At 72.6% G+C, this 19,858-nt stretch carries 17 protein-coding genes; 10 read left to right on the top strand and 7 right to left on the bottom strand.

Annotated elements, in window-relative coordinates; all coding sequences use genetic code 11:
* Positions 1 to 182 precede the first annotated feature (182 nt).
* From B0I32_RS06760 to B0I32_RS06755, 3 genes are all read left to right on the top strand, one after another.
* Positions 183 to 1,178: a LacI family DNA-binding transcriptional regulator gene (locus B0I32_RS06760; RefSeq protein ID WP_219911668.1), complete on the top strand. Its 996-nt coding sequence runs from the start codon at positions 183 to 185 to the stop codon at positions 1,176 to 1,178.
* A gap of 129 nt (positions 1,179 to 1,307) precedes the next feature.
* Positions 1,308 to 1,457: a hypothetical protein gene (locus tag B0I32_RS57485; protein ID WP_181307097.1), complete on the top strand. Its 150-nt coding sequence runs from the start codon at positions 1,308 to 1,310 to the stop codon at positions 1,455 to 1,457.
* Positions 1,415 to 1,780, top strand: a complete 366-nt coding sequence (locus B0I32_RS06755) for a hypothetical protein (RefSeq protein WP_106235903.1) — start codon at positions 1,415 to 1,417, stop codon at positions 1,778 to 1,780. The genes B0I32_RS57485 and B0I32_RS06755 overlap by 43 nt, the downstream gene beginning before the upstream one ends.
* Before the next feature lie 96 nt (positions 1,781 to 1,876).
* Here B0I32_RS06755 and B0I32_RS06750 read toward each other — a convergent pair whose 3' ends face one another.
* Positions 1,877 to 2,542 (bottom strand): lytic polysaccharide monooxygenase auxiliary activity family 9 protein, encoded by a 666-nt coding sequence (locus tag B0I32_RS06750; RefSeq protein WP_106235902.1) that lies wholly within the window; start codon positions 2,540 to 2,542, stop codon positions 1,877 to 1,879.
* Positions 2,543 to 2,797: 255 nt separating this feature from the next.
* Between B0I32_RS06750 and B0I32_RS06745 the strand changes: the two genes are divergently transcribed.
* Entirely contained in the window at positions 2,798 to 3,421 is a 624-nt protein-coding gene (locus B0I32_RS06745; RefSeq protein ID WP_106235901.1) for a Uma2 family endonuclease, read from the top strand.
* Positions 3,422 to 3,479: 58 nt separating this feature from the next.
* Here B0I32_RS06745 and B0I32_RS06740 read toward each other — a convergent pair whose 3' ends face one another.
* The 3 genes from B0I32_RS06740 to B0I32_RS06730 are packed head-to-tail and all read right to left on the bottom strand — an operon-like array spanning position 3,480 to position 6,417.
* Positions 3,480 to 4,151 carry a sigma factor-like helix-turn-helix DNA-binding protein gene (locus B0I32_RS06740; protein WP_219911667.1) on the bottom strand — a complete coding sequence of 224 codons (672 nt, stop codon included), beginning with the start codon at positions 4,149 to 4,151 and terminating at the stop codon, positions 3,480 to 3,482.
* A complete protein-coding gene (locus B0I32_RS06735) occupies positions 4,148 to 5,266 on the bottom strand; it encodes a hypothetical protein (protein ID WP_146178067.1) in 1,119 nt (372 codons plus the stop codon). The genes B0I32_RS06740 and B0I32_RS06735 overlap by 4 nt, the downstream gene beginning before the upstream one ends.
* A complete protein-coding gene (locus tag B0I32_RS06730) occupies positions 5,263 to 6,417 on the bottom strand; it encodes a sensor histidine kinase (protein ID WP_146178066.1) in 1,155 nt (384 codons plus the stop codon). The genes B0I32_RS06735 and B0I32_RS06730 overlap by 4 nt, the downstream gene beginning before the upstream one ends.
* A 329-nt stretch (positions 6,418 to 6,746) precedes the next feature.
* Between B0I32_RS06730 and B0I32_RS06725 the strand changes: the two genes are divergently transcribed.
* The 4 genes from B0I32_RS06725 to B0I32_RS06710 all read left to right on the top strand — a co-directional run bounded on the left by B0I32_RS06725 (position 6,747) and on the right by B0I32_RS06710 (position 11,092).
* Positions 6,747 to 7,499: a SpoIIE family protein phosphatase gene (locus tag B0I32_RS06725; RefSeq protein WP_106235895.1), complete on the top strand. Its 753-nt coding sequence runs from the start codon at positions 6,747 to 6,749 to the stop codon at positions 7,497 to 7,499.
* 144 nt (positions 7,500 to 7,643) lie between these two features.
* The gene (locus B0I32_RS06720) at positions 7,644 to 8,435 is read left to right on the top strand and encodes an SAM-dependent methyltransferase (protein WP_106235894.1); all 792 of its coding nucleotides are present in this window, start codon (positions 7,644 to 7,646) and stop codon (positions 8,433 to 8,435) included.
* Between the two features lie 77 nt (positions 8,436 to 8,512).
* The gene (locus tag B0I32_RS06715; RefSeq protein WP_245955639.1) at positions 8,513 to 9,502 is read left to right on the top strand and encodes an endonuclease/exonuclease/phosphatase family protein; all 990 of its coding nucleotides are present in this window, start codon (positions 8,513 to 8,515) and stop codon (positions 9,500 to 9,502) included.
* Positions 9,503 to 9,637: 135 nt separating this feature from the next.
* Complete coding sequence (locus B0I32_RS06710) at positions 9,638 to 11,092, top strand: vanadium-dependent haloperoxidase (RefSeq protein WP_106235892.1); 1,455 nt, start codon at positions 9,638 to 9,640, stop codon at positions 11,090 to 11,092.
* Between the two features lie 129 nt (positions 11,093 to 11,221).
* On the opposite strand, the gene B0I32_RS06705 is transcribed toward B0I32_RS06710, so the two are convergent.
* The gene (locus B0I32_RS06705; protein WP_146178065.1) at positions 11,222 to 11,410 is read right to left on the bottom strand and encodes a hypothetical protein; all 189 of its coding nucleotides are present in this window, start codon (positions 11,408 to 11,410) and stop codon (positions 11,222 to 11,224) included.
* 465 nt (positions 11,411 to 11,875) lie between these two features.
* Between B0I32_RS06705 and B0I32_RS06700 the strand changes: the two genes are divergently transcribed.
* Positions 11,876 to 12,877, top strand: a complete 1,002-nt coding sequence (locus B0I32_RS06700) for an ArsR/SmtB family transcription factor (protein WP_146178064.1) — start codon at positions 11,876 to 11,878, stop codon at positions 12,875 to 12,877.
* A 62-nt stretch (positions 12,878 to 12,939) separates the two neighbouring features.
* Here the strand turns inward: B0I32_RS06700 and eccB are convergent, their stop codons facing one another.
* Together eccB and eccD are read right to left on the bottom strand one after the other, a co-directional pair.
* Positions 12,940 to 14,349, bottom strand: a complete 1,410-nt coding sequence (gene eccB, locus B0I32_RS06695; protein WP_106235887.1) for a type VII secretion protein EccB — start codon at positions 14,347 to 14,349, stop codon at positions 12,940 to 12,942.
* A gap of 24 nt (positions 14,350 to 14,373) precedes the next feature.
* On the bottom strand, positions 14,374 to 15,759 hold the full coding sequence (gene eccD, locus B0I32_RS06690) for a type VII secretion integral membrane protein EccD (protein ID WP_181307095.1): 1,386 nt from the start codon (positions 15,757 to 15,759) through the stop codon (positions 14,374 to 14,376).
* Between the two features lie 94 nt (positions 15,760 to 15,853).
* On the opposite strand from eccD, the gene eccCa reads away from it, so the two are divergent.
* Positions 15,854 to 19,846, top strand: coding sequence for a type VII secretion protein EccCa (gene eccCa, locus B0I32_RS06685; RefSeq protein ID WP_106235884.1), 3,993 nt, complete (start codon positions 15,854 to 15,856; stop codon positions 19,844 to 19,846).
* Positions 19,847 to 19,858 lie beyond the last annotated feature (12 nt).

The following is a 19,858-nucleotide window of genomic DNA, read 5'->3' as shown; positions in this document are numbered from 1 at the left end:
CGCGCTAACTTAATTGCGACGGCCGCGAGGCACAAGACCTGAGGCCCAGGCGAAACAGATCCTTAACGGAAGCAGGACGGGGACGCCGCGCTCCGGCTGGGCGCGCAGGCCGGGGACCGAGGGGCCGGGAGCCCGGCACAGCCAGGGGACGAGGACGGAAAATGCACCAGTACCATCAGGGCGTGCAAGCAGACGAGCCGGTCACGATCCTCACCGTCGCCAGGGAAGCCGGCGTCTCCAAGACGACCGCCTCCGACGCCCTGCGCGGCTCGGGCCGGGTCTCGGAGCGCACCCGCGAGACGGTCGCGCGGGTCGCCGAACGGCTCGGCTACGTACCCAACGGCTCGGCCCGCCACCTGCGTAAGGCCAGCACGGGGACGATCGGCCTGCACGTGCCCGAGGTGCTGACCCGCTCCTCCTACTACATGTCGTTCGTCTTCGGCGTGGTCGAACAGGCGGCGCGGCACGACTACGACGTCACCCTGATCACCTCGGGCCAGCGCCGCTCCCGCCCGCCACGCGTCGACGGCCTGGTGCTCGGCGACCCGCTCGGGGGCGACCCGGTGGTGGAGAGCCTGATGGCCACCGGCCTGCCGACCGTCTCCTGCGAACGCTTCCCGGGGGCGCGGCAGGCGGACGGGGTGGTGTGGTCGAAACACGCGCCGATGCTCCACCGCCTGCTCGACCACCTCAGCACGGCCGGCTCCGTCCGCCCCGGCCTCATCGTGGCCGGCGACGAAAGCGACTGGGCCGCCAGCCTGCACCGGGGCTACCTGGAGTGGTGCGCCACGAAGGACATCGTCCCCCGGGTCCGCCGCGTCTCCTTCGACGCCACCGGCGAGGAGATCCGCGCCGCCGCCCGCACCCTGCTCGCGCCCGAGTCCAGCGACGGCGAGGCGGTGGACGCGCTGGTGTGCGCTCCCGCCGGGGCGGCGACCGAGGTGGCGCCCATGGTGCGGGAGACGGGCTCCGGCGTGCTCCTCGCCTCCTGCGTCGACAGCGCCGCCACCCGGATGGCCGACCCCCCGATCACCTCGATCGACCTGCGCCCCCGGGAGGCCGGGGCCGGCTGCGCCGAGCTGCTGTTCGAACTCCTGTCAGGCACCGCCGAGCCCGGGACGGAACGCGTTCACCCGATCGACCTCGAACTACGCCCCTCCACCCACCCGCACCCCTAGGGAGCGCTCGCCCTAGACCCGGGAGGCAGGCCGCGGCAACGGTTCCGCGCCATCGTCGAACCGGGCTCGGTACAGGCTTCCCTCGCTCGGGTGACAGACGGAGCGCATCGGTCCGGCTACAGTCCGGCCATGGCGAAGAAAGGCGAGGACGAAGAGGCGCCACCGGTCTGCGGGATCTGTCTGGGCGCTCAAGGGGAGTGGATGGAGCTGAACGGCAAGAAGGACGAGCAGCGCACGTGGGTGCCGTGCACGACGTGCCGTGGGACCGGCCGGGCGTGACCGACCCCATCACCTGCCCGGAATGCGAAGGCGGCCGCGGGGAGCGGATAGGGCCGCTCTTCCTCACCTGCCGGTTCTGCGCCGGCCAGGGCGTCGTCGGCGGCGACAACGAGCCCGCGGAGCGAGGTGCGAAGCCGCCACCACCTCCGCCGACCGCCGCCGGCCACCGGGTGTGGGCGGACCCCTACGTCGCGGCCGCGCTGGGCTGCCGCGTCTGCATGGGAGCGGGCACGGTCCTGCACATCGACGAAGAGGCGGGCACGCTGCTCGCAGTGCCCTGCGTATGCGCCGGCCCACCGCCCTCCGCACCGGGTGGCTTGTAACACCGACACCGAAACGGGCCGATGTGCGGCTACGTCCCCCGTACGTGCGTCTGATGAGGCCGGACGCGGACGGGCCGCGTCCGGCTGGGGGCTGCTTCAGTTGAATGTGACGTCGCTGCAGAAGTAGTACGTCTGGTCCATGTGGGAGGCCTTCCAGATCGTGTAGACGATGTGGCGGCCGGTGCGGGAGCCCTTGCTGAGGTTGTCGATCTGGTAGACGTTGGCGGGTGCGTACCTGGAGGTCTCCCTGATCAGTTCGAGGTGGTTCCAGCCGAGCCGGGTGGTCGTGGCGTCGTAGCCCTGGCGGGTGATGTAGACCTTGATGTAGTCGGCGCCGTGGTACGCCTGGTCGGTCAGGCGGACGCTGAACGTGCTGCCGAGCGGCGTCGTCTTCCACGCGCCGGGCGTGTCCATGGAGCGGTACCGGCCGCCCTGGGTCTCGCCGGCGCTGCACAGCTGGCCGTTGGGGACGGCGGCCTCATGGTTGCCGCCGACGTTGTCGCGGTAGAGCCCGTTCCAGTTCCACATGGCGTTCGTGTTGTCCTGCCAGGCCTGCCAGCACATGGGGTCCTGCTGCTGCATGGCGGGGTTCTGGAAGTCGCTGCCCCAGCGCAGCCAGCAGCCGTAGTTGCGGGAGGCCGGGTCGGTGGTCGAGCCGTGCGCCGAGGCGGTGCCGCTCAGGGGCACGACGCAGAGCATGGTGAGGGACGTGAGCAGGATCAGGGCGCGCTTCGCCCAGCGTCGTGGTGCTCGTCGGGGCATTGTGCGGTCTCCGTGTTCCGGTCGGGGTCCGGGGGTGGGGAGCGCTCCGGTGCGCGACGGTATCTGACGGCTGGAGTACGGCCAAGTGATGGGGTTTCGTCAAATGGGTTCGGTGCCGAGCGCTGGAGCGGGTGAGCAGCGGAAAGGGCTTTCCAGACATGCATCAGAGAGTTGAAACTTTCAACCCATCCTTAATCTCCCCTTCGATGAGTAATTGCGGAGAAACTTAAAGTGATGAATCTGGGGAAGTAGCATGTGAGCGAGTGCGACGTTCCCGACACTGAGTGGGTGACCGTAATGGCAACGATTGAGCCGGCCGGGCGACGCACGACTTCCTTCGGGCACGCACCGTTCACGGTTGACGACCTACTCGAGTTTCCAGACGACGGAAACCGCTACGAGCTCTTCGACGGGAGCCTCCTGGTGAGCCCTTCGCCCACCCCACCACACCAGCGCATCATCCGTCGGCTGGAGCAAATCCTCGATGATGCCCTGCCATACGAGATGGAGCCGTTGTCGACGGTGAACCTACGGGTATCCGTCAAGGATTTCTACATTCCCGATCTCGTCGTCGTTCACGAGAAGTCGGTGGAGAGAGTCGGGCTCATGTTCTCGCCTCGGGACTTGCTGCTCGTCGTAGAAGTCTGCAGCCCGAGCACCATGAAACAGGACGAAGGCCTCAAAGCGGTCGCATACGCCCAGGCTGGTATCCCCTCCTACTGGCGGATCGAACCGGATGAGGGACCGGCTCTCTACGTCTACGAGCTGGAGGGTGACCGTTACGAGCCCCCGGTCGTGCACAAGGCCGGTGCCGTGGCGAGGATGGCGTTGCCTGTCGCGGTCGAGTTCGATCCCGCCGTGCTCTGCGTGAGGCGCTGACCCTGGACCCCGGTACTGCCGGCCCCCTCCTGCCGGGAGTGCCCGGGGTCCAGGAGTTTCACTGGTCGCCGGGCGGGCCCTTGGCGGCCAGGGAGGTGTAGACGGTCACCTCGTCGGGGCTCACCAGGCCGTCCTGGATGGCGCAGATGAGCAGTTTCTCCTTGGTGGGCGCGGGCCTTCCGGCCGCCGCGTATTTGACCCGCGCCCGGTCGATGTACTGCCGCACCGTCCGTTCCTTGATCCCCATGCGCGCCGCCACCGACGCCTTGGACATGGACTGGAACCAGTACAGCAGCGCCGCCCGTTCCTTGTCGGACAGCTGTGGCCGGTGCGGGCCCTCGTCGGTCGCGATGGCCTGGGCCATCGGCGGGGTGACGGAGGGCCGGTCGGCGGCCACTTCCAGGATGGTCTCCAGGCAGGACTCCTTGGTCGCGCGGCCCTTGCCGATGAAGGCCGAGGCGCCGGCGTCCAGCACCTTGCGGACGATCTCCGGCTCCTCGTGCTCCGAGAAGACGATCACCCGCTGCCCGCCCGCGCATAACTCCCCGACCCGGTCGACGACCATGGTGCCGTTGAGGTTGAGGTCGAGCAGCAGCACGTCGGCGGCGATGCCGCGGACGGACTCGATGGTGGGCCCCTGCACGACCAGCTCGATCGGGCCCGGCGGGCCGAACCACGACCGTACGCCGTCCACGACGACCTGGTGGTCCTCCACCAGGGCGACCGTCACGGGCCCTCCCAGATGCTGTTGACCCATATCTCACCTCCCTGCCGCTGGTAGCTCACGACGACGCCGCTGGCCTCACGTACGGGGGTCGAGCTGATGGGCAGATCCTCGTTGTCGGCCACGACCGCCACGCTCACCATCGTGGACATCGCGGAAACCGTTACCCTCGCCCGCGAGATCGCCCCGTCGAGCGCCCGGACGGGAGCTCTGAGGAGGTCCTCGCGCACACCGTTCGGCAGGGCGGGCAGGTGCTCCCCGAACGGCGGCGCCGTGACGAGGACCTGCCGCCGCTCGGCCGCGTCGATGCGTTCGCGCAGCACGGCGACGAGCTCGTCCGGTACGTCCTCCCGCTCGGTGATGAGCCGGCGCAGCCGCATGGCGCCCGCGGTGCAGTCCTCGCGCACCCGGGGATCGCCCGGGTCGGCGCCGTCGGTGAGCTGGGTGAGCAGGGACTCGGCCACGTCGCGGATGGCCTCGTAGCGGCGCAGCCGGTCGGTGTGGATGCGCTGGGCGGACTCGCGCCAGGCGTCGTCGGCGGCCAGCTTGCGGGCCAGCAGCACGGTGTCCTCGGCGCGGGCGCGCAGCATGTGGCAGCCCGCCATGTAGCCGAGCTGCATGGTGACGCCCCCGGCGATGACGACGAGGTACTTGGCGATGGAGACGCGGTCGAGTGAGCCGGAGACGGCCATCGCGGCCAGCATGATGCCGGCGTTGGCGGCCAGGAAGGCAACGATCTCGCTGCGCCAGCGCGGCCGGTTCCAGGTGAGCATGACGCCGATCCAGCCGATGGAGCCGAACCCCCAGTCGCTGATGCCGAGCAGCTCGTCCGGGCGGGAGGCGACGATGACCGCGATCTCCACGGCCAGGGTGGCGAGCGCGAGTTCGAGGATCCGGTCCGGGCCCCGGGAGGTGCGGGACAGGGCCAGCGCGCCGACGGCGAAGACGACGGAGTAGACGATCCAGGCGGCGAGCGCCAGCAGCGGCCAGCGGAAGGAGCTCCAGCCGGTGAGGGTGACGGTGAGGTCGTAGCCGAGGTGCCAGACCCCGGCGATGACGACGGCGCCGAGCGCGGTGTAGCGGGCGTAGCGCTGGGCGATCTGCTCGATCTCCTCGGTCATGGCCGCCACCAGAGGCTCACCCGGGTGCCCCGGTCGCCGGAGGAGATCTGCGCGCCGCCGTTCGGCAGGGAGCGCATGGTGTCGAGGATGGAGCCGCGCACGCCGAACCGGTCGGGTGGCAGGCGGTGCTGGTCGAAGCCCCGGCCGGCGTCGGCGATCTCGACGTGGATCTCTCCGTCGCGCCGTTCCGAGCTCAGGTCGGCCTCCTGGACGCCGGCGTGCAGGGCGACGTTGGCCAGCGCCTCGGTGACGGCGCGGGCGAAGCGTTCCGCGACGTCGCCGGGCACGGTCTCGGGGGTCAGGCTGCGGTGCACGTCCAGGCCGGTGGCGCGGCCGGCCACCTCGTCGAGCAGCGCGTCCAGGGCGATCGGGGCGGGGGCGGCGCCCGGCTGGTCGCGCAGCTTGTCGAGGGCGGCCAGGTCGGTGGCCACCTGGGCGCGCAGGGTCGGTGAGGGCTCGTCGTAGGTGCCCAGGCCGACCATGGTCAGCGTGTGCAGGGAGGTCTCGTGGACGCTGCCGACCTGGCGCAGTTCGTCCTCGCGGCGCAGTCGTTCCACCATGAGGGAGATCTCGGCGCGGGCGCTCTCACGCAGGAACGTGTCGGCCGAGGCGGCCGAGCGGCGCAGCAGCGTCATGAGCAGCACGATGGCCAGCAGCTGGACGAGGTGGATGCCGAGGGTGGTGTGCACGTCGCCGGAGGGGGTGGCCAGGCGCACGCCGACGGCGAACGCCGCGGCCACGGCGAACCCGACGGGGACGGCCGTGCGCGGCCTCCAGGTGACTCCGGCCATGACGACGGTCATCGTGACCAGCCCCGCGACCCAGCTGGACCCCGTGAAGAGCGCCTCGGGCGCCACGAGGTGGATCTGCGCCAGGCACAGCGCGACGGTGATGGCCACATCACCGGCCACCAGCAGGTGAGGCAGTGGCCGCTTGCGCCGGAACACGCGGGCGTACAGCGCCGTCCAGGTGAAGTGGAGCACGAGCATGGGCGCGAGCCAGCGGAAGTCGACCGGCGGGACGGCACCGAACAGCGCCGCCACGACGGCCACCGAGCCCACCGCGCTCCGTGCGCCGGCCGCCGTCCTCGCGACGGCCTGGTCCAATTGCCTGCTGGCCGAGTCGTATCTCGTGGAGCCGGAATGAACCATGAGCCGTCCGCACGCGATATGGGCATAAGACGGGTCTCACGATAACGCAGGGAAGCATGGGTAAAAAGCTACGGAAAAGGGTTTCTCCGCGTTTTACCGAAATTCCGGTAATTGGCGTCATGGGTCGCATGGCTGTTTGTCCTCGGGCCGGCTCTGTTGCGGTCTTCACCGCCCTCCCCGAACCCTGTCCCGGGCCGCCCCCACCGGCATGACGGCTGATCGGCCGTCATGGTGCTACGACGGCCGATCGGCCGTCAGTCGCGTCCCTTCTCACAGGCGTGTACTGGGACGCGTGTGGCCGCGAAAGATCGCGGCGGGGAGGGGACCTCATGACGGTGTTCGTGATCACGTTCCTGCTGGGCTGCCTGTCCGTGATGACGGTCAGGGGCCGGAAGGGGAACTGGCCGGCGGGGATGCCGGTGGCACGGCCGCGCCTGGTGGCGGTGGGGGGCACGTACGAGGGGACGCGCGGCCGGCCGTCCGACGCGTACGTCGTCCAGGAGCGGTTGATCGCGGCGGCCAGCGGGGCCGTCGGGGCGGAGCCGGCGCACCCGGCCGCCGCGCTGGCCCTGGGGGCGGTCGTCACCGAACGGCCGCAGCACGCCGGCACGATGGAGCGGGACCTGCGCGGCTGCGCGCAGGCGGCGCACCGGGCGGTGCGGGCCGCGGCGCTGCGCGACCCCGCCTGTCCCGAGCTGGCCAGCACGCTCGACCTGGTCGTGCTCGACCGGACCGAGATCCCCCGGCTGCGGTACGCGCACATCGGCGACGGGGGGATCTGGCACTGCCCGAAGGGCGGGGAGCCGCGCCTGGTCACGACGGCGTGGCAGGGCTCGGGGCCGCGCGGGGTCGGCCTGCCGGCCGCCGAGCCGGAGATCGGCACGCTGATGCTGCGTCCAGGGGACCGGATCGCGCTCGTCAGCGACGGGGCGATCAGGACGCTCGGGGAGGTGCGGACGAAGCAGCTGCTGGGGGGCGGCGCGTCGCCGAGTGCCTGTCTCGACCGTCTGTACGACGAGATGGCCGCCGCGGAGCCCAAGGACGACGCCACGGTGGTCATCGCCGAGTTCGTGACGGCGTGACGAGTGTGACCGCGCGAACCAGGTGAAACGGGGTGAACCGGGTGATTGCGCGAACCGCGGGAACCAGGTGAACGGGGCGTGAACAATACGACCAAATGGGGGCGGCGATCGTGCCGAAGATCCGGTTGACCTAGGATCGCTCATGTGAGCGCACCACACGGCATCAACCCGAACATTCCTCACTCCGCCCGGGTCTACGACTACTGGCTGGGCGGGAAGGACAATTTCGAGGCCGATCGCCGGGTGGCGGAGCAGACCATGGCCGCGGTGCCGGGCATCCGCGAGAGCGCCCGCAACAACCGGGCCTTCCTCGGCCGCGCGGTGCGCCACCTCGCCCGGCTGGGCGTGCGCCAGTTCCTCGATCTCGGGACCGGCATTCCCAGCCAGGGCAACACCCACGAGGTGGCGCAGGCCGAGGCGCCGGACTCCCGGGTGGTCTACGTCGACAACGACCCGATCGTGATGGCGCACGCGCGGGCGCTGCTCACCAGCACGCCCGAGGGCAGGACGGCCTACATCGAGGCCGACGTCCGCGAGCCGCGCACCATCCTGGAACACCCCGACGTGCTCGGCACCCTCGACTTCGACCAGCCGATCGCGCTCGTCATGGTGGCGATCCTCATGCACATCTCCGACGACGACGATCCGGGCGGGCTGGTCAAGGCCTACGCGCAGGCCCTGCCGCCGGGCAGCTTCCTGGTGCTCAGCCACCTGACGCTCGACCTGGTGTCCAAGGAGACCGCGGAGGACTACCTGGAGGCCACCCGGCCGCAGGCGATGCACAGGACGCCGCGGACCGGCGAGCAGATCGCCCGCTACTTCGACGGGTTCGAGCTGGTCGAGCCGGGCCTGGTCGCGGTCTCCGAGTGGCACGACACGCCGCTCTTCCCCGACCCGGCGGCCTGGATGTACGCCGGGGTCGGCCGCAAGCCGTGACGGCGGGCCGCGCGCCGTCACGTGCCAAAGCGGTTTAAGGTTCAAGCTGTGGATCAGTTCGGGGACAGGACAGCGCGGTGAGCGCTGCGGTCGGGGTCGAGCAGCCCGTGGCCGGTGAGCGGCCGAGATCGAAGCGGCGCCGCCGGAGGTGGCTGAGCTGGACGGTCGTCACACTGCTCGCGTCGTGGGCCGTGATCAGGGCAGGCGGCTGGGAGCAGGGCTCGTTCCTGACGCAGCTCATGACCGTGACCCCGTACGGCGCGGGGCTGGCCGCCCTGACCGCGCTGCTGTCGCTGCTGCGGCGCAACCGCCGGGCCGCGCTGGCCGCCGCGCTCGTGTGCGTGGCCATGGTGGCGCTGGTGGTGCCGCGCACGGTGAGCGCCGAGCAGCCGGCGACGCGGGGCGCGTCGCTGCGGGTGCTGACGGTGAACCTGTTCGGGCGCGGTGACGCGGCGACGGTGGTCGATCTGGTCCGCCGGTACGACGTCGAGGTGTTCAGCGCCCTGGAGCTGACCTACGCCGAGGCCGAACGGCTGGACGCGGCCGGGCTGAAGCAGCTGCTCCCGTACCGGGTGCTGCAGGCCGAGTGGGGGGCGACCGGCAGCGGCATCTATTCCAAGCATCCGGTGACGAAGCTGACCGGGCTGTTCACGCCGATCGGGCACAACATGCCGGCCGCCACCGTGGCGCTGCCCGGGGGCGGCGAGGTGCAGTTCGTGGCCGTGCATCCGAACCCGCCGCTCGGGCGCATGGAGCGGGAGTGGAACGCCGCCCTGCGCGGCCTGCCGCCCGCCTCGCCCACGGCGATCAGGGTGCTGGCCGGCGACTTCAACGCCAGCCTCGACCACCGCGCCTTCCGCGACCTGCTCGATCGGGGCTACGTGGACGCGGCCGACCAGCTGGGCAAGGGGCTCACCCCGACGTGGCCGAACTTCCGGCCGATGCCGCCGATCATCTCCATCGACCACGTGCTGGCGGATCGGAGGGTGGCGGTGCGCCGGGTGGAGGTCCTGGACGTGCCGAGGACCGACCATCGCGGCGTCTTCGCCGAGCTCCGCCTCCCCTGACGCGCGCCTGCCCCCAGGCGTTCGCCGGGTGGAAGTAAGGGCGGTGTCACCTGCCGGTAAGTTAGAAAGCGTGTTCGAGCATGGCATCGTCTCCTGGTGCCCGGGGCCCGTCCCATTTCCAGGAGGAGATCGCTCATGCCCGCACGCACGTCCTTACGCACGCTGGCGCTCGCGCTGGTGAGCGCCACCGCGCTCGCCGTCCCCGCCCTGCCCGCCACCGCCACCGAAGCCGCCACCGAAGCCGCGTCCACCGGCGGCCCCAGTGTGGTGGTCCGGTGGAACCAGGCGCTGCTGACGGCCATCCGCACCGGAACGCTCGGCCCGCCGATGGTGGCCAGGGCGCTCGCCGTCACGCACACCTGCGCCTACGACGCCTGGGCCGCCTACGACGCGGTCGCGATCGGCACCCGGCTCGGCGGCTCGCTCCGGCGGCCCCCGGCGGAGCGCACCGAGGCGAACAAGGCGGAGGCGATCAGCTTCGCCGCCCATCTCGCGGCGGTGGACCTCTATCCGGCGCAGCGGGCGGGCTTCGACGCCCTGATGAACGAGCTGGGCTACGATCCGGCGAATCCGTCGAGCCAGGCGGCCCGCACCGGCGTGGCCGCGTGTCAGGCGGTGCTCGACCACCGGCACGCCGACGGCTCCAACCAGGGCAACGGCTACGCCGACACCTCCGGCTACGCGCCGGTCAACGCGCCCGTCGTCGTGGCCGAGCCGCTGACCACGCTGAACGCTCCCGGCCGGTGGGCGCCGCTGACGTACGTCAACCGGGCCGGCGCGGTCGTGACGCCGCCGTTCCTGGCGCCGCACTGGGGCGGGGTGGCCTCCTTCAGCGGCGCGGCGAAGTCGCTCGCCGACCGGGTGCCGGCGCCGCACGCGTACGGCTCGGCGGGGTTCCGGGCGCAGGCCGCCGAGATCGTCTCCGGCACGGCCGCGCTGGACGACAGGAAGAAGGCGATTTCCGAGTACTGGTCCGACGGGCCCAGCAGCGAGACGCCGCCCGGCCACTGGTGCCTGTTCGCCCAGCAGGTCTCGGCGCGCGACCGGCACGGCGTCGACCAGGACGCCAAGCTGTTCTTCGCGCTGGCCAACTCGGTCATGGACGCCGGCATCGCCTCGTGGGAGGTCAAGCGCGACCACGATTCGGCGCGGCCGATCACCGCGATCCGCTATCTGTACCAGGGGCAGAGCATCCCGACGTGGGGCGGACGGACGGTCGAGGGGGCGCTGTGGACGCCGTACCAGCCGGCGACGTTCCCGACGCCGCCGTTCGGCGAGTACGTGTCGGGGCACAGCACGTTCAGCGCGGCGGCGGCCGAGGTGCTCAGGCGCTTCACCGGGAGCGACGCGTTCGGCGGGCAGGCGGTGGTCGCCCAGGGGTCGTCGCTGATCGAGCCGGGGGTGACGCCCGCGCGGGACGTGACGTTGCGCTGGCGTACGTTCACGGACGCCGCCACGGAGGCCGGGCTGTCGCGCCGGTACGGCGGCATCCACTTCCGCCTCGGTGACGAACAGGGCCGCGCCCTGGGCAGCGCGGTCGGCACGGCGGCGTGGGAGCGCGCTAAGAGCTACTGGTCCGGGCGCCGCTGAGCCCCGCGAACTGAGCGGTGCGGGACCGCACCAAGAGCTGAGCGGCGTGGACCACGCCAAGAGCCGCTGCTGAGCGGCGGGCGCCCGCTTCCCGGGTCAGGGGAGCGGGCGCCTTCGTGCTGCGGAAGGTCAGGCCGCGCTCTCCTCGGCCTGCCTGTTGAGCGTTTCGAGGTCGAACGCGCCCGACTTGACGGCCGCGGTGAACGCCTCCCAGTCACGGCGAGGAACTTCCAGCACCGTGTCCGGGTTGTCCGCGTGGATGATCTCCACGTGGTCGTTGATCCGCTTCGCCGCGACGCGGCTGGCGTCTTGTGTCATCTGCAGCACTCCTTTCGGTGCATTGCGGGCTCCACCCCGGTCCTCCATTCGCAGGAGAACCGGGGCGGTTGCGGGCAGCCTTCCATCTCCGCAAGGCCACCTGCCACCGCTCCACCCAACCCGGCGGGGAGAAAACCCCACTCCCAGGTGACGATCTATTGACCTCGGTACCAGAAATGCCCCCCTGGCCAGGGGGAAGCGGCCTGGGAAGCGCGCCGGCGAGGCGGGCGGGGCAACGGAGCTTGTAAGGGACTTTCAAGTCAGAAGTTAGTGAAGAGGCGTAGCTTCCCCGTTCCACAGAGGGACACAGCTTTACAGAAGAGGACAAGGCATGAACTTGACCGCAGAGGCGACACGCCCCCTCGAAAGCCGCACCGTCCGCATCACATAGGGGCCGTTTTTGGATGTTTCTAGCATTGTTGAAGCATTCATCCGGCGATGTCTTACCTGTCTACTGTCCTACCTGTGGGGGCCCAAGTACCAAGGACCAGCGGGTGGAGTGAGCTGCGCCTGAGCTCCACGCCGAAGCTGAACATCTCGATCTCGCCGAGTCTCACCGCCCTTGCCATGCTGATCGACGCCGTCGCCGGCCGCCGCCGCGGCCTGCCCGAGCTGTGGCGGCGGGCGATCGGCTCCCGGGTCGGCCCGCTCGGCCACGAGGCCGTACGCCCGCTGGCCGCTCCCGGTTGCTCGCTGGGGCCGGACAGCCTGGTGCCGCACTCCCCCATCGGGGGTGACGTCTCCGTGCCGGCCCAGGTCGCCGCCCTGCGCGACCTGTCGCCCGACGCCTTCCTCGCGGACCTGGAGCGTACGTACAGGACGGACGCGCCGCCCGTGCAGTGGCGGGCGGCGGCCGAGCGGCCCGCCCGCTGGCTGCACGGCTACGCCGGTGCCCTGGCCGACGTCTGGAACACCGTCGAACCGCTGTGGAAGCGCGCCCGGCCGCTGCTCGACAGGGAGGTCGAGCGGGTCGGCGTGACGACCGTGCGCGGCGGGCCGGAACTGCTGCTCGGGGCGCTCGGCGAACGCATCGTGCACGGCGAGGGCGGCCTGCGCTTCCCCGGTTCGCCCGCCGGCACGTACGAGCTGGGCGAGCGCACGCTGGTCCTGACGCCGATGCTGGCCGGCCGGGACGCGCTCGTGCTCGGCCTGGACGACCCCGGCGCGGTGTGGATCGCCTACCCCGTGCCCGGCGCGGACTCCCTGTGGCGCAAGCCCGTCGCCCCGGCGGTGGACGAGCTGTCGGCGCTGGTAGGGCCGGTCCGCGCGGACCTGCTCTGCGCGCTGGACCAGCCGATGACGATGTCCATGCTGGCGACGGACATGAAGATCGCGCCCAGCGGGCTCACCTACCACTGCGACCGGCTGCGCGCCGGGCGGCTGATCACCCGGGAGCGGCGCGGCCGTGAGGTGTGGATCGCCCGCACCAACCGGGCGGACGAGCTGCTGGAGCTGTTCCGGTGCTGAGGCGCCCGGAAACCGGTGCGGGCTGTCGCGGCTGCTGATCGCCGCCGAGCACGAGGTACGGGCTACCGCGGCTGCTGATCGTCGCCGATCGCGGGCCTGGCGGCCCGTGCCGGGTCCAGCACCGGGCCCTCGGGGATGAGCTGGAGCACGTTCAGCGGCACGGGGGCCGCCTGGGCGGCGGTGTAGCCCAGCCTGGTCAGCACGTCGGCGCCGGGCACGGCGTAGCGGCGGCCCTCCGGGGTGACCAGGTAGAAGGACCGCACGGCCTTGAGCTGGCCGTCGCCGGGCAGCACGCCGGCCAGGACGGCGCGTCCTGCGGGAAGGCGGACCAGGTCGGTGGCGTCACCGTGCGCGGCGGGCAGCGTGGCGCCGGTGGTGACGCGGACGCGGGTGGAGCCGGCGCCGGTCTCCGCGTAGACCACGCAGATCGGGCGCGCCGGGTCGTAGGCGGTCATCCGCGGCAGCACGGCGGGCAGCCCGTCGGCGGGCAGCGCGGTACGGGAGCGGGGGGCGGCGTTGGCGGTGGCGGCGTCCACCCGGATCTCCTCGACCGCGCCGCCGCCATAAGCGGACCTGCTGTCGGGGTCGCTCAGCAGCAGCGCGGCCTGCCCCTGAGTGATGCGGGCCAGGCCGTCGGCGAGCAGCACGTACCAGCGGTCCTCTCCGCCCGCCACGGCGCCGGCCAGGAACACCTGCCCCACCGCCGCGGCCTTGCCGCCCGGTCCGGTCACCGGGCGGCCCCGTCCGGGGATGGCGGGGGCGGCCAGGTCGGGCCCTTCCGGCAGCGCGTTCAGCCAGGCCACCGGCACGGCGGCCGGGCCGGCGGCGGTGAGGCCGCCGGCGATGCCGGCCGGCACGCGCATGCGGGTGCCGCGCCAGATCGCCCACGTCTGGCCGCCCACGCCGACCAGCGTCGCCTCCCCCTCGGCGACCGGCTTTCCGCCGAGGTCACGTCCCGCGGCCAGCATCACGTACGGCTTTCGCCCGGTCGGCTCGGCCCGCTCCCGCACGCACGCCGACCAGGGGCCCTTGGCCAGGTTCGCCGGGTCGGGCAACGAGTCGGGCGCGCCGGGGATGCCGATGGCCGCCCCGCGCTCGTACGAGGCCAGCGCCTGCCTGGCCACGACCCGCTCCTTGATCTGCCCGGCGTTGAGGACGAGGCGGGCGGAGGCGTAGTTGGCGACGGGGATGAGCCGGCGCTGGTCCTGGCTGTAGACGAAGCGCGCCCCCGTCTCGCGCTCGATGATCAGCGTGCCGGGGTCCTCCAGAGCCCTGGTGCCGCCGGGGCGCAGCAGGCCGTAGACCGCGAAGCCGACGCAGAGCAGGACCGCGACCATGACGCCGGCCAGGAACCCGATGTTCTGCCGGCGCAGCGGCCACTCCGGCAGGTTGGGCTGTGCGCGCAGCAGGGCCAGCCCGACGCGCTGCACGGTGAGGCGGTAGGCCTGGTAAAGGTCGCGCTGGTTGTGCACTCCGCCCCTCCCGGCGCGGCCGGGTCAGCCGACCAGGCCGCGGATGGTCTCGTACAGGTTCATCACGGCCAGGGCGAGCGGCACCAGCGCGATCATGAGCAGGATGTCGGCGATGTCGCCCGCGCGGCCCCAGAACGGCGACGGCCGCCCGGTCGTGAGCCACAGCGCCGTCCCCGCCACGGCCAGGGCCAGCGCCACGAGCCCCGGCACGATCACGTAGAGGACGGTCCCGTCCGCGGCGGCGAGCGTCGCGGCCCCGGCCGGCAGGAGCACACCGAGCAGGGTCGCGGCCGTCAGCCAGGCCCGCTGGCCGCGGCCCTCAAAGACGCGGGCCCGCAGGAGCAGCGACAGCGACAGCGCCGCGCTCATCGCGAGCGAGACCCAGGTGCCCTCCAGCACGAGCAGCACCTGCGCGCCCAGCACCACCAGCGCCACCGCGCCGAGCAGCCCCGAGCAGAAGCGGTCGGCGAGCACGGTCTTGTCGATCACCAGGGCGCCGTCCAGGTCGCCGCTCTCTTGGCGCAGTTCCTCCGCCGTGGCCGGCAGCGCGGGCAGCGGCATCCCGGCCAGCCGGAACGCCAGTGAGGGGATGGTCGTGCTCAGCCCGACTGCGAGCGCGGCCAGCACCGCCGCCACCCCGGCCGGGGGCAGGTCGAAGGCCATGACGACGCCGGCGCCCAGCAGCCCGCAGAGCGCGGCGGCGGCCACGCCGAGGAACGCGGGCAGCCCCCGCGCCACCGCGAACCCGGTCGCCGTGGCCAGCATCAGCGTCACGCCGCAGGCGGAGAGCAGGGTGTCCGGCTGGAAGAGCGCCTGCGCCGAGGCCGGTCCGACGAGGCCGGCGACGAAGCCGTAGGGCAGGGCCGCGTACCCGATGGCCGTTCCCGCTCCGGCGTCGTCCATGGCCCGGGACAGCGCCGCGGCCACCAGCAGCAGGACCAGCGCCACGACCCCGGCGACCAGCGCGGCGGGCGGCCACGGCGGGCCGGCCGTCAGCAGCGCGGCCGCGCCGAGCCCGAGCAGGGCGACGGCTCCGCGCAGGCCGTAACTCCTGGTCGCGGCCGGCTGCCAGCGTCCCGTGCGCTCCAGGACGCCGGTCGCGACCGCGTCGGCGACGTCGTCGAAGACGGCCTCGGGCAGTTCGTGGCCGCGCGGGCGCAGGTGCAGCAGCTCGCCGTCGTGCACGGTCAGCTCGGCCAGGGTGGCGTCCGGGTCGAACGGCGGCGCGCCGAGCCGCTGGAGCACCCAGCCGCCGTGGGCCAGGCCCGCCTCGGCCAGCCCCTCGCCCGCGATGCGCAGGAGGGTCGGCAGCAGGTTGCCCAGCGGGATGTCCGGTGGCAGGCCCAGGTCCAGGAAGCCGCGCGGGGTCACGACGGTGACCCGGCACAGGTCGGTTCCGGTGGCGCTCACCCGGATGAGTGTAGGGAGCGGGTTCGCGCCGTGACGGGCGAAAAACGTTCAGGAATTTTGAAATGTCGCCTATATCCCTACGTCAGGGGCTTTCATGAGGCTGGTGAGCGGCAGCCTGATCGTGGTCCGCCGGCCGGAGCGGCGCGAGCCGCCGGAGTCTCCGGCGGGAGAGGTCCTCCTCGAACCCCCGCCCGAGATCCCGGAGACCGTGACGGGCGGCGGGCTGACGCAGCTGCTCACGTACCTGCCGATGATCGCGGGGGCGGGGGCGATGGCGCTCATGTTCACCGGCGGCTCCACCGGCAACCCGATCATGCTGGTCTCCAGCGGCCTGTTCGCGATCTCGATGGCCGGCATGAGCGTCGGCCAGCTGATGCGCACCGCCGGGGAGCGCAGGAACCAGCTCAACGGCCGGCGCCGCGACTACTACCGCTACCTGGAGCAGGTCAGGAAGCGGGTCCGGGCGGCCGCAGGGCAGCAGCGCCGCGCCATGACCTGGAACCATCCCGACCCCTCCACCCTGTGGTCGCTGGTGATGACCACCCGGCTGTGGGAGCGCAGGCCGCGCGACGACGACTTCGTCCAGGTCAGGATCGCCACCTCGGCGCAGCGCCTGGCGCTGCCGCTGATCCCGCCCGAGACCGGGCCGGTCGAGGACCTGGACCCGATGACGGCGGGCGCGCTGCGCCGGTTCGTGCGCACGCACGCCACCGTTCCCGGGCTGCCGGTGGCGCTGGCGCTGCACTCGTTCGCGCGGATCGTGCTGAGCGGGGATCCCGTGGTGGCGCGCGACCTGGTCCGGGCCGCGCTGGCCCAGGCGGCGGCGCTGCACTCCCCCGACGACCTGCGGATCTCCGTGTGCGCGGGGTCCGGCGCCGCGCGGGACTGGGAGCCGGTGAAGTGGCTGCCGCACGCGCTGCACCCCTCGGAGGAGGACGGCGCCGGGCCTGTCCGGCTGGTCGTGGGCGATCTGGGCGAGCTGGACCGGCTGCTGGGATTCGAGCTGAAGGACCGGCCCCGGTTCAGCAAGGGGCTCGCGGCGGACGCGGTGCCGTACCACGTCGTGGTCGTGGACGGCGGCACGGTGCCGGCGGGCAGCCGGCTCGCGCAGGACGTCATCGAGGGCGTGACCGTGATCGACCTCAGCGGCGCCACCCCGCCCGCGCCAGCGCCGCTCACCCTGCGCCTGGAGGCGGGACCGGCGGAGCTGGTCAGGATCGGCGCGGACGAGCTGGGCAATGAGGTCGGAACCGGGCTGGGCCGCCCCGACCGGATGGCCGCGCCCGCGTTCGCCGCGCTGGCCAGGCAGCTCGCGCCGATGCGGACCGGCACGGGCGGCGGTGAGGAGCGGCAGGACGTCCTCGCCACCGGCACCACGCTCACCGACCTGCTCAGGATCGGCGACGCGCGCCGGATGTCCACGGCGGTGACCTGGCAGCCCCGCCCGGCGCGCCACCGGCTGCGGGTGCCGATCGGGCTGGGCGCGGACGGCCGGCCCGTGGAGCTGGACATCAAGGAGGCGGCCCAGGGCGGCATGGGGCCGCACGGGCTCATGGTGGGGGCGACCGGCTCGGGCAAGTCGGAGCTGCTGCGCACGCTCGTGCTCGCGCTGGCGATCACGCACTCCTCCGAGACGCTGAACTTCGTGCTCGTCGACTTCAAGGGCGGCGCCACGTTCCTCGGGCTGGACGCGCTGCCGCACGTGTCCGCGGTGATCACCAACCTGGAGGACGAGCTGCCGCTGGTCGACCGCATGCACGACGCGCTGCACGGCGAGCTGGTGCGCCGGCAGGAGCTGCTGCGCTCGGCCGGGAACCACGCCTCCGTCCGCGACTACGAGCAGGCCCGCGAGCAGGGGGCCGAGCTACGGCCGCTGCCGACGCTGTTCATCGTGCTGGACGAGTTCAGCGAGCTGCTGGCGGCCAAGCCCGAGTTCGCCGAGCTGTTCGTGATGATCGGGCGGCTCGGGCGCTCGCTCGGGGTGCACCTGCTGCTGGCCTCGCAGCGGCTGGAGGCGGGGCGGCTGCGCGGGCTGGACACCCACCTGTCGTACCGGATCGGGCTGCGCACCTTCTCGGCCGCCGAGAGCCGGGCGGTGCTGGGGGTGGCGGACGCGTACTCGCTGCCGCCCGAGCCGGGCAACGCGTACCTGATGTTCGAGACGACCGGGATGACGCGGTTCAAGGCCGCGTACGTGTCGGGGCCGTACCGGCCGGCCGAGGCGCGCCGCCCGGCCGGGCCGGCCCGCACGGGACACCGCGGCAAGATCGTCTGGTACGGCGCCGAACGCGTCCCGCTGCCGCCCGTCGCCGCCGCGCCCCCGGTCGTGGCCGACCCCAAGGGCAGGCAGGACAGCCTGCTGGACATCGTGGTGAAACGGCTGGAGGACCAGGGGGCGCCGGCGCACCGGATCTGGCTGCCGCCGCTGAGGGAGCCCGCCTCGCTCGACCGGCTCCTGCCGCCCGTCGAGGCCACGCCTACGCACGGGCTCACCGCGGCGGGGACGTCGGGCGAGCGCCCCGGGCGGCTGCACGCCGTGGCCGGGATCGTGGACAGCCCGTTCGACCAGCGGCGGGATCCGTACTGGCTGGATCTGTCGGGCGCGGCGGGCAACGTCGCGATCGTGGGCGCGCCGCAGACCGGCAAGAGCACGCTGCTGCGCACGCTGATCGCCTCGCTCGCGCTCACCCACACCCCGGAGGAGGTCCAGTTCTACTGCCTGGACTTCGGCGGCGGCACCCTGTCGGCGCTGTCCGGGCTGCCGCACGTCGGCGGCGTGGCGGCCCGCCTCGACGCCGACGCGGTGCGCAGGACCGTGGCCGAGATGAAGACGCTGCTGGAACGGCGCGAGCGGCTGTTCGTGGAGCGCGGGATCGACTCCATGGCCGCCTACCGCAGGATGGTCGCCTCCGGCGCCTACGAGGGCGACGGCTGGGGCGACGTGTTCCTCGTGGTGGACGGCTGGGCCACCCTGCGCCAGGAGTACGAGCTGCTCGAGGCCGACGTCGGCGACCTGGTCACGCGGGGCCTCGGCTTCGGCATCCACGTCGTCGGCACCGCCAACCGGTGGCTGGAGTTCCGCGCCGGGGTGCGCGAACTGCTCGCCACCCGGCTGGAGCTGCGGCTCGGCGACGCGTTCGACTCGGAGATCGACCGCAAGGCCGCCGCGAACGTGCCCGAGCGCATGCCAGGACGCGGTCTCACCCGCGAGTCGCTGCACTTCCTGGCCGCGCTGCCGCGCATCGACGGCCGCCGCACGCTCGACGACCTGGCCGACGGGGTCTCCGCGCTGGTGCAGGCCGCGGCGTCGGCGTGGCCCGGCCGTCCCGCGCCGCCCGTCCGGCTGCTGCCGGCCCTGCTGCCCGCGCACACGCTGCCCGCTCCCCCGGCCGAGGGCCCCATGCGGATCCCGGTCGGCATCGACGAGGCCGCGCTCGCGCCCGTGCTGCTGGACTTCGACGCCGACCCGCACTTCGTGGTGTTCGGCGACACCGAGAGCGGCAAGAGCAACCTGCTGAAGGTGATCGCGCGCGGCATCGCGGCCGCGCGCACGCCGCTGCGGGCGCGCTTCGTCGTGATCGACTACCGGCGCTCGCTGCTGGACGCCACCGACACCGAGCACCGCGTCGGCTACGCCGCGTCGAGCGCGGCCGCGACGACGCTGCTCAAGGGGGTGCAGGAGGTGCTGACCGAACGGCTGCCGCCGCCCGACCTCACCTCCGAGCAGCTGCGCACCCGAAGCTGGTGGACCGGGCAGGACCTGTACGTCATCGTGGACGACTACGACCTGGTGGCCACCTCCGCCAACCCCCTGGCCGTGCTCGGCGACCTGCTGCCGCAGGCCAGGGACATCGGGCTGCACCTCGTGCTGGCCCGGGCCATGGGCGGGGCGGGGCGGAGCATGCTGGACCCGGTGGTGCGGCGGCTGAAGGAGATGAACTCGCCCGCCGTGCTGCTGTCGGGGCCGAGGGAGGAGGGGCAGCTCTTCGGCAACGTACGCCCGCGGCAGTTGCCCGCGGGGCGGGGGCTGCACGTGAACCGGCGTTCCGGCGAGAAGCTGATCCAGACCGCCTACCTGGCGCCATGAACGGTCGCGCGG

The sequence above is a fragment of the Nonomuraea fuscirosea genome (genome assembly GCF_003001935.1).
Taxonomy (GTDB): domain Bacteria; phylum Actinomycetota; class Actinomycetes; order Streptosporangiales; family Streptosporangiaceae; genus Nonomuraea; species Nonomuraea fuscirosea.
Note: the sequence above shows the minus strand (reverse complement) of the source record. Positions and strands in the feature narration are given on the sequence as shown.